Consider the following 8,162-nt stretch of genomic DNA (forward strand, 5'->3'; position numbering starts at 1 on the left):
GATTAGCCGAAGTTTGATCGCAGCTCTTGTAGTTGAGGAACGAAACCCAACACAACCAACAGTTACTTTTTTAACGTCAACTCAACTGTCAACAAAAATGTTTTATTTTAATTAAGTTTCCTCAGAGGACAAAACCATGAAACTACTTAACTCCCAAAATCTGTTAATTGCTTCCTTATTAGGATTTTCAACGCTTTTTGCTGGTTCCTATCCTTTGGTTAAAGCACAATCAGAACCAAAGCTAGGCTGTCAAGCTACTGTCAATAAAGTCCTTGAAGAAATTAGCTCAAAGGGAGTTAGAAGAACTTGGTTTAAGCTTTATAAGGGAAGAGCTAATGAAAATAACACGGGTAATCCAACTAACAGAACAGACGAGTTAGAAATAATTTTAAGTGCTTGGGATTTTACTAAAAAACCTACTTTTGATTCTCGAAGTCAATCCATTATTGATAATATCATGGGTTCTAAAAGTTTATTGAAAAGTTGGGCAGATGGAATTGTTGCTAATTGTAGCAATACAGCGATAGTTGATTTTGGTAATGATCAATCAGATTGGGGTGAAGATTACTACATTCAATCTGATGGAACGACAAAATTGAATAAATGTGTTAAACCAGAAAATGCACCTAATCCTCTTCCTTGGGGATTATCAATATGTCTATAAAATTATGACGAAGTGTAACTTTTCCTTATCATCTTAAAAGATAAAACCATGAAAATCAAATTTAACCTGACTCAAATATTCTATACTTTCAGCTTACTAGCTTTGATAACTAGCCAACAAATAGAAGGTAGCATTTTAGGGCAATTTAAGTCAAAATAGAGTGTTGAACAACATAACTTGCATTATGGACATTACTATTCACTTTGGTAAACAATGAATACTCCTATTTAATTTCACTCTCTAAAATCAATTCAACAGTCTTATAAAGTGGTTCAATTTTTGTTGCGATGATATCCCAAACAATCTTAGGATTAACCATAAAGTAACCATGAGCAATAATATCCCTTAAACCACCAATTTTTCGCCATGCAGTCTCAGGATATTTTCGCCTAATCTCATCAGGAATTTGCTTAGTTGCTTCGCCAATAATTTGCAAATTATGAACGACTGCATCAAAAGTTTTATTATCCTCAATTAAATCATCATAGTTCATCCCTGCTGTATAATCTTGAATTTTTTGAATACTACTCAAAATATCAGTTAAATAAAGCCTCAGATCACGAGACATAAACCGTTTCCTCTAAAATACGTTCTCGAATCTGGGGTTTAATATCTTCCTTGATTACTAAATCAATTTTGCGCTTAAATAAATCCTCAAGTAAAAATTTTAAATCCATATAATTATCAAAAGTTACATCTCCTTTAAATTCTACCAATAAATCTAGATCACTATTAGCTGTCGCTTCACCCCTAACAAAAGAACCAAAAACTCCTAAACTTTTAACTTGATATTTTAACTTTAGACTCTCTAGGTAGCTTTTCAAAACATCAAAGATTTGTTCAAAATCAGATTTGTTTGTTGTCATTTTAATCTCCAGGAAATATTCTCGAAATTACTTAAAAATTAACCTAAATTTTGATGAGTGCGTTCGCTGCTCTTGTAGTTGAAGAACAAAACCCAACACAACCAACAGTTACTTTTTTTAACGTCAACCTAAATGAGGCAATAGAAAATCTCGCAATTAGATTGCTTCGCTATCGCTCGCAATGACAATCATAATGTACTATTTTAGCTGAAACAGTCCACTAGAAGATGGCGATCTTTAGGGAATAAAAATTCGACCGACTCCCATGTAGTTGTCGAGATCAAGCAAAATCTCAATCAGACGAGTGGCACAGTTTTGCCGATAGCGGCCCTCATCAAATCGATCAGGATTCCCAATTGTCAAAATTGGTAAGGAAGTTGGCGTATTCTCTTCCCGTATTGTCTGTTCTAGAGAATCGTCTCCCTTCATATTCCGATTCGCTGTAATCAAAATCATCTGGTTGGTTTGGGCAAATTGCCAAACGACGCGATCACTACTATCCATCGGCAACCCAACTTCCTGAAAGGTGAAGAAGCGGATGGTTAATAGGTCAAGCCATCCTTCGGCCGAAAGAGTTCCCCAGAATAAAACAGCATCACCTGTTAAGTTGTAATCAATCAAGAAATTCATCATTCGGCTTCAATCCGGGCTTTCCAGGCTTGAAGTTTGGCACGAAGGGCTTCCTGACCCGGCTTCGGGGGCATCGCCGCGATCTTGGCAAATCGTTCACGATTTCGCTCTTCCCAATATTGCCGAATCTCCGCGGCTGTTTGCAGGCATTCTTGGTATTCTGCTTCAACCTCAGCGCGATGGGTATCAATATATTCTAGGGCTAAACGAATCTGCTCATCATTAAGACCGAGTTTTTCACGGATCAGCTTGGATGGGTAATGAGCCTTCCGATAGTCCATTACGTCATAAAGAGTGATGCGTGTACCTGAAATGGTCAATCCACGCTCTGTACGAATGATTGTTGCTTGCCCACCTGATGCCAGAGTCATATCGAATGCTCCTACAAGATTAACTCCATGATACCTGATCAAAAGCTCAAGCTAGATTCAGGATACTGGACTGTTTCAGCTAAAATGAGGCAAGAGAAAATCTCGCAATTAGATTGCTTCGCTATCGCTCGCAATGACAATCATAATGTACTATTTTAGCTGAAACAGGGTGTAGGTTGGCTTAATGTGCGAAACCCAACACAACCAACTGCTAACAAAAACTTTTGATTTTAATTAAGTTTTCTCAGAGGACAAAGCCATGAAACTATTTAACTCCCAAAATCTTTTAAGTGCTTCCTTATGTTCCGTTATTAGGATTGTTAACGCTTTTTGCTGGTTCCTATCCTTTGGTTAAAGCACAATCAGAACCAAAGCCAGGCTGTCAAGCTACTGTTGATAAAATTCTTCAAGAAATTCGTTCTAAAGGGGTTAGAAGAGTTGAATTTAGTGTTTCTAAGGGAACGGCTAATAGTTATAGGACAGGAAATTCAACAAATAAAACTGATGTATTAGATGTTGTTCTAATCGATGATGTAGGTGCTACTACCAGTAATGGAATTGCCATCAGTAATATTTTCGCATAACCAAAGCTTTTAAATAATTGGGCTAACCAAATTGTTAAAAACTGTGGCAATACAGCTATAGTAAGTTTTTGGATATCGCAATCAGATATAAGTATAAATTATTATATTCAACAAGATGGTACAACTATAAAAGAAAAATGCTCTCAACTAGACAATACCTCGGAACCCATTCCTTGGGGATTAGGATTACCAGTAAGTTGTGGGTAAACAATAAATATATTTTCGTCACAGAAAGCTCATGGTTCATGGATAATAAGCCGTAATAACCAGACTTCTATCGGCACTATAAATTGCTTCAACACGACGGAAACTAGAATGATTCCACCAAACTTTAATTCTATTTCCCTTGGCTGGAGCAGACCCAACAACGGTATAACCAGCATTGAACATCAATTGTTCAAAAACTTCTGCTGGCATTATTTTAGATGAAATGGGAGAAAGACCATCAATTTGATGCTTATCGAGGGTCATAACTCCCTTTATAGGTTGTAAAAATTTGATAACCAGGTAAAACTAAGCTGATACCAGCAAAACTATGTATTGTTCCTGGATAACTTTCTTCTGCATCACTACCCCCCAATCGCCAACAAAAAGAACCCAACCAAATATAAAAGCCTGGAATCAGTGCGTCCATAGAATAGGCAATATCTTTTAACTGAGGGTTAACTCCGTTTGATGATCGCTTTTTTTCGGAAACTTTTATTTTCATTATTTTAAACTTATACTCATTTAAGAACTATACCATATTTTTGTTAGCATTGACGATGACAATTATCACAATGTCCACACTTAAACCCTTTAGTGCGATCTCTGATATGGTAGGTTGGGTTGAAGCATGAAACCCAACGCTAATCAAAGATATTTGAAGGCCTTATTATCTTCAACCGTCCCATCGAACTAAGACAGTCCAAGCTTAAAAATGGCTTTTAGTTGTCAGCTAAATTTTTGGGCCAATTTCGTCAAATTACTTCAAGAGATTTGATTGCGAACGCCACTGAAAGCGGCATAGGCGATCGCTATAGCATCTACAGCATCATTAATAGGCATTTTTGTCAATCCGAATAAATACTTAATTTGTTCGGCCACCTCAGCTTTAGTGGCCTTACCATGGCCGAGATGACATTTCCAACTAGCTTGATGGAGGAAAATCGGTTCAATTCCCCCATCCCGACAGCTAACTAGATTGATAATTCCTAAGGCTTGCAGGACTCCACCGGCTGCCTTGATTTGCCGGTTAAAAAAGGGCATTTCCACGGCAATTTCTCCCGGTTTATATTCTGCGATTAACTCCTTTAAATCCCGTTCAATTTCGATCAAACGCTGGGCAGTAGAAAGATTTTTAGAAGTTTCGATCGTGCCGTAATCGACTAAAATCGGCATTAACTCACTATTATCCCGGAGAATAGCCCAACCGACAATCGCTAATCCGGGGTCGATACCCAACCAAGTAGTCATAGATTAAGCCAAAAAATCTTGGACGATTTGGAGGATTCTTTGGGATGCTTGTCCATCTCCAAAAGGATTAATTGCATTAGCCATACGAGCATAGGCGATTTTATCCCCTAATAATTCTCCCGCTTCTGCTAAAATTTGCTCTGGATTTGTCCCAATTAATTTCGCTGTTCCCGCTTGTACTGCTTCCGGTCTTTCCGTGGTTTCTCGCAATACTAAAACCGGTTTTCCTAAACTAGGGGCTTCTTCTTGAATGCCGCCGGAATCAGTTAATAATAAATAACAGCGTTGAATCGCCCCCACTAACTCGGCATAATCGAGAGGTTCAGTTAAAAATACCCTGGGATGATTGCCCAAAGCGGACTGAATTGGTTCTCGGACGGTGGGATTGCGATGGAGGGGTAATAATAGGGCTGTATCGGCATATTTTTCTAACAACAAAGTAAATCCTTTGATAATATCCTGTAGGGGTTCGCCCCAATTTTCCCGGCGGTGAACCGTGGCTAATAAAACCCGATAATCTGACCAATTTAAGCCCGCAATTTGACATTCTGGGGCGGTTTTGGCTACGGTTAATAAAGCATCAATAACCGTATTGCCGGTGTGGTGAATATTTCCTGTCACCCCGGATTTTTGTAAATTTTCCACGGCTAAAGTAGTGGGAGCAAAATGTAGGGTAGTTAGTTGAGAAATTAGGCGACGATTAGCTTCTTCGGGATAGGGATTATAGATATCATTAGTTCTTAATCCTGCCTCCACATGGGCGATAGGAATTTGTTGATAAAAAGCCGCTAAAGCAGCAGCAAAAGCCGTAGTAGTATCACCTTGCACAATAATTAAATCTGGTTTTATGCGCTCAAAAACCGTTTCTAAACCCCGTAAACTGCGGCAAGTAATATCAGTTAAAGTTTGATGGGTTTGCATAATATCCAGATTTTCATCTGCTTTTAAAGCAAATAATTCCATCACCTGCGCTACCATTTCTTTATGCTGTCCCGTCAGAATTACATGGGTTTGAAACTGTTCCGATTCTTGAAAAGTACGAATAACGGGAGCTAATTTAATCGCTTCGGGACGAGTTCCAAGAGTAATACAAATTGATTTCAACATATTATTATCAGTTATCAGTTATTAGTTATCAGATGTGAGTTTTCAGTTATCAGTTATTAGTTATCAGATGTGAGTTTTCAGTTCACTGATTACTGTTTACTGATCACTGAAAATCGCTTGAATTGTGCTGTTTTGTCATTTTTCACTCGTTTGAGGTTGTTGAACGATAAATTGGTGATAGAGTTGCATTTGCTTAGGATTTAAAGGTCGAGAGATGGTCAAAACTTTTTGTTTAGCTAACTCTTGAGTCATGGTATCCAAAGTTTGAGCAATACGCAAATTATATTCTAATTGTTCCCCGGAAGAAAGCAGATTACTTAAGCCATCAATTAAACGTCTTAAATTCTCGCGAAATTGGGGATCACCAATTAACTCATCGATATCGGAGGTGATTTTTTGAGTATTTTCAAAAGTCACCCTAGCGGATTCGAGAGTTTTTTGCAGTACGACAATTGTAGCAGGATCGTTAATAGTTTTAGTAATTTCTCGTAAATTATTCGATGTTTCCACCGCATTATTCAAAATAGTCTCGATATTTTGCATGACTTGTTTAGTATCAATTTCATCTAAACCTGCATTCAACCTCAGGGCGGTATTATTGAGATTATTAGCGAGACTACCAATACCTAAACTAGCTTGATTAATATTATCGAGAGTATTAACAATTTGTCCCCGATTTTCGCTGAGAACAGCATTGAGATTAGCGACTAATTGGGAAGATTGTTGAAAAGTCCTGCTGATTTGACTGCGATTTTCCTGAACGGTATTATCTAAAGTATTGACAAAACGGGAGGCATTATTAGCCGTATTAGTGACCGAGCGACTGGTGGTAGCTAATTCCAAAGATAGACGAGAGATTTCTCTTTGGGCATTACGGATAGTCTGGGAGGTATCATCGGATAAACGGGCGATTTTTTGAGCTGCTATAGCGGTATTTTTAGTGACATCATTGAGATTACCCACAAATTCAGGACTGGTAAAAGTATCCACTAAACGACCAACACTAGACATTAATTGTGTTCCTGTTGTCCCCTGTAAACGAGTATTATTACAGAGAATTAACTGTTGATCACAGTCGGGACTCAGAGGGTCGAGATTTTTGGCCTCAGCACTTAAAGAAACTAAGGGAGTGATATCGATGGCTGCCTCCCCAATTAATCCGGAAAGATTGGTAGTAACAGTTACCTTCCTAGGCATAACTAAATTAGCAGAAGCTATCTCGGCAATAACCTCCACTTGATTACTCCCGGGGATAAAACTCGTAATTCTTCCCACTCTCACCCCGCGAAAACGCACTGGCGCCCCGACTTGTAACCCTTCCACGTCGGCAAACTCGAAGATTAATTGATAGGTTCTTTGACCAAATCCCCCCCCGCGAACCCAGATAGCGAGCGCCCCAAAGACTAATAATCCGCCTAGGGCAAACAAACCTAGTCTTCCTTCCCGTAAAGCTCGCGAACTCTGCATGATTTTTCTCTCATTCTCGATAGTTCTTAATTTAGCTTAATCTAGCTTAAACGATTGTCCTAATCGGGCCTTCAATGCTGGCGCTAAAAAATTGCCGGATCATGGGATGATCGGTACGATCGATATCTGCCACTAATCCCTGCCATTGCACTTTTCCCTGATAGAGAAATACTACTCGATCGGCGGTGCGTCGGATGGTACTTTGTTGGTGAGAAACCATCACATAAGTGTTCGCAGACCCTGATTTTTCATGGAGAGTCCGCACTAGATCCTCGATAATTGTGGAAGCTATCGGGTCTAATCCAGCGGTAGGTTCATCATACAGCAGTAATTCGGGATTATCGGCCTGATTATCGGGATTAGTGATAATAGCGCGGGCAAAAGCCACCCGTTTACGCATTCCCCCCGATAGTTCCGAGGGATAAAGGTCACTAATTCCCTGTAAACCGACCATTTCCAGGCTTTTTTCCACTAATTCCCTAATTATGGCTTTTTTTAAATTAGTTTGTTCATAAAGATAAAAACCGACATTTTCCCCGACGGTGAGAGAATCAAACAGGGCCGTTTGCTGAAAAACTAAGGAAGTTCGCATCGCTTCCCGACCATCTTCTAGCAATCCCTGACGCAATTGACCTTTAATATAAATTTCTCCGGCATTTATCCCCGTTAATCCCGCAATTAACCGTAAAACCGTTGATTTTCCCGTTCCCGATGGCCCGATAATTACCAGGGCCTCCCCTCGATAAATGGTTAAATCTAAACCGTCGAGAATAACATTATCCCCGAATCTTTTCGATACTCCTCTCAATTCAATTAACGGTTCTTTCATGAAATCAAGATTAATGTCGCTTAATTATCTTATAACCTCTGGAATTTTAGGGAGACGGGGAAGTGGGGGGTGGGGTGTCGGGTGTGGGGGGATGGGGAAGTGGGGAAGTGGGGAAGTGGGGAAGTGGGGAAGTGGGGAAGTGGGGAAGTGGGGAAGTGGGGAAGTGGGGAAGTGGGGAAGTGGGGAAGT

Annotated in this window: 12 protein-coding genes; 2 read left to right on the top strand and 10 right to left on the bottom strand. The window is 39.5% G+C overall.

Annotated elements, in window-relative coordinates; translation table 11 throughout:
• The first annotated feature begins 136 nt into the window (after nucleotides 1–136).
• Nucleotides 137–664: a hypothetical protein gene (locus EWV84_RS11690; protein WP_287078123.1), complete on the top strand. Its 528-nt coding sequence runs from the start codon at nucleotides 137–139 to the stop codon at nucleotides 662–664.
• Between the two features lie 223 nt (nucleotides 665–887).
• Here the strand turns inward: EWV84_RS11690 and EWV84_RS11695 are convergent, their stop codons facing one another.
• From EWV84_RS11695 to EWV84_RS11710, 4 genes are all read right to left on the bottom strand, one after another.
• Nucleotides 888–1,232 (bottom strand): HepT-like ribonuclease domain-containing protein, encoded by a 345-nt coding sequence (locus EWV84_RS11695; protein ID WP_287078124.1) that lies wholly within the window; start codon nucleotides 1,230–1,232, stop codon nucleotides 888–890.
• Complete coding sequence (locus EWV84_RS11700; RefSeq protein WP_287078125.1) at nucleotides 1,222–1,530, bottom strand: nucleotidyltransferase family protein; 309 nt, start codon at nucleotides 1,528–1,530, stop codon at nucleotides 1,222–1,224. The genes EWV84_RS11695 and EWV84_RS11700 overlap by 11 nt, the downstream gene beginning before the upstream one ends.
• A 237-nt stretch (nucleotides 1,531–1,767) precedes the next feature.
• Nucleotides 1,768–2,160, bottom strand: a complete 393-nt coding sequence (locus EWV84_RS11705; RefSeq protein ID WP_287078129.1) for a DUF5615 family PIN-like protein — start codon at nucleotides 2,158–2,160, stop codon at nucleotides 1,768–1,770.
• On the bottom strand, nucleotides 2,160–2,531 hold the full coding sequence (locus EWV84_RS11710; protein ID WP_286825745.1) for a DUF433 domain-containing protein: 372 nt from the start codon (nucleotides 2,529–2,531) through the stop codon (nucleotides 2,160–2,162). Before EWV84_RS11710 ends, EWV84_RS11705 begins: the two co-directional genes overlap by 1 nt.
• Before the next feature lie 290 nt (nucleotides 2,532–2,821).
• Between EWV84_RS11710 and EWV84_RS11715 the strand changes: the two genes are divergently transcribed.
• Nucleotides 2,822–3,115, top strand: coding sequence for a hypothetical protein (locus EWV84_RS11715; protein WP_287078126.1), 294 nt, complete (start codon nucleotides 2,822–2,824; stop codon nucleotides 3,113–3,115).
• 243 nt (nucleotides 3,116–3,358) lie between these two features.
• Here EWV84_RS11715 and EWV84_RS11720 read toward each other — a convergent pair whose 3' ends face one another.
• The 6 genes from EWV84_RS11720 to EWV84_RS11745 all read right to left on the bottom strand — a co-directional run bounded on the left by EWV84_RS11720 (nucleotide 3,359) and on the right by EWV84_RS11745 (nucleotide 7,973).
• The gene (locus EWV84_RS11720) at nucleotides 3,359–3,586 is read right to left on the bottom strand and encodes a hypothetical protein (protein ID WP_286825747.1); all 228 of its coding nucleotides are present in this window, start codon (nucleotides 3,584–3,586) and stop codon (nucleotides 3,359–3,361) included.
• The gene (locus EWV84_RS11725; protein ID WP_286825748.1) at nucleotides 3,573–3,824 is read right to left on the bottom strand and encodes a hypothetical protein; all 252 of its coding nucleotides are present in this window, start codon (nucleotides 3,822–3,824) and stop codon (nucleotides 3,573–3,575) included. Before EWV84_RS11725 ends, EWV84_RS11720 begins: the two co-directional genes overlap by 14 nt.
• A gap of 260 nt (nucleotides 3,825–4,084) precedes the next feature.
• Entirely contained in the window at nucleotides 4,085–4,570 is a 486-nt protein-coding gene (locus tag EWV84_RS11730; protein WP_016514371.1) for a crossover junction endodeoxyribonuclease RuvC, read from the bottom strand.
• Nucleotides 4,571–4,573: 3 nt separating this feature from the next.
• Nucleotides 4,574–5,677, bottom strand: coding sequence for a non-hydrolyzing UDP-N-acetylglucosamine 2-epimerase (wecB, locus tag EWV84_RS11735; protein WP_286825749.1), 1,104 nt, complete (start codon nucleotides 5,675–5,677; stop codon nucleotides 4,574–4,576).
• Between the two features lie 135 nt (nucleotides 5,678–5,812).
• On the bottom strand, nucleotides 5,813–7,144 hold the full coding sequence (locus EWV84_RS11740) for an MlaD family protein (protein ID WP_287078127.1): 1,332 nt from the start codon (nucleotides 7,142–7,144) through the stop codon (nucleotides 5,813–5,815).
• Nucleotides 7,145–7,190: 46 nt separating this feature from the next.
• Nucleotides 7,191–7,973: an ABC transporter ATP-binding protein gene (locus EWV84_RS11745; protein WP_287078128.1), complete on the bottom strand. Its 783-nt coding sequence runs from the start codon at nucleotides 7,971–7,973 to the stop codon at nucleotides 7,191–7,193.
• Between the last annotated feature and the right edge of the window lie 189 nt (nucleotides 7,974–8,162).

The organism is Microcystis sp. M_QC_C_20170808_M3Col (assembly GCF_007095505.1).
Lineage (GTDB): Bacteria > Cyanobacteriota > Cyanobacteriia > Cyanobacteriales > Microcystaceae > Microcystis.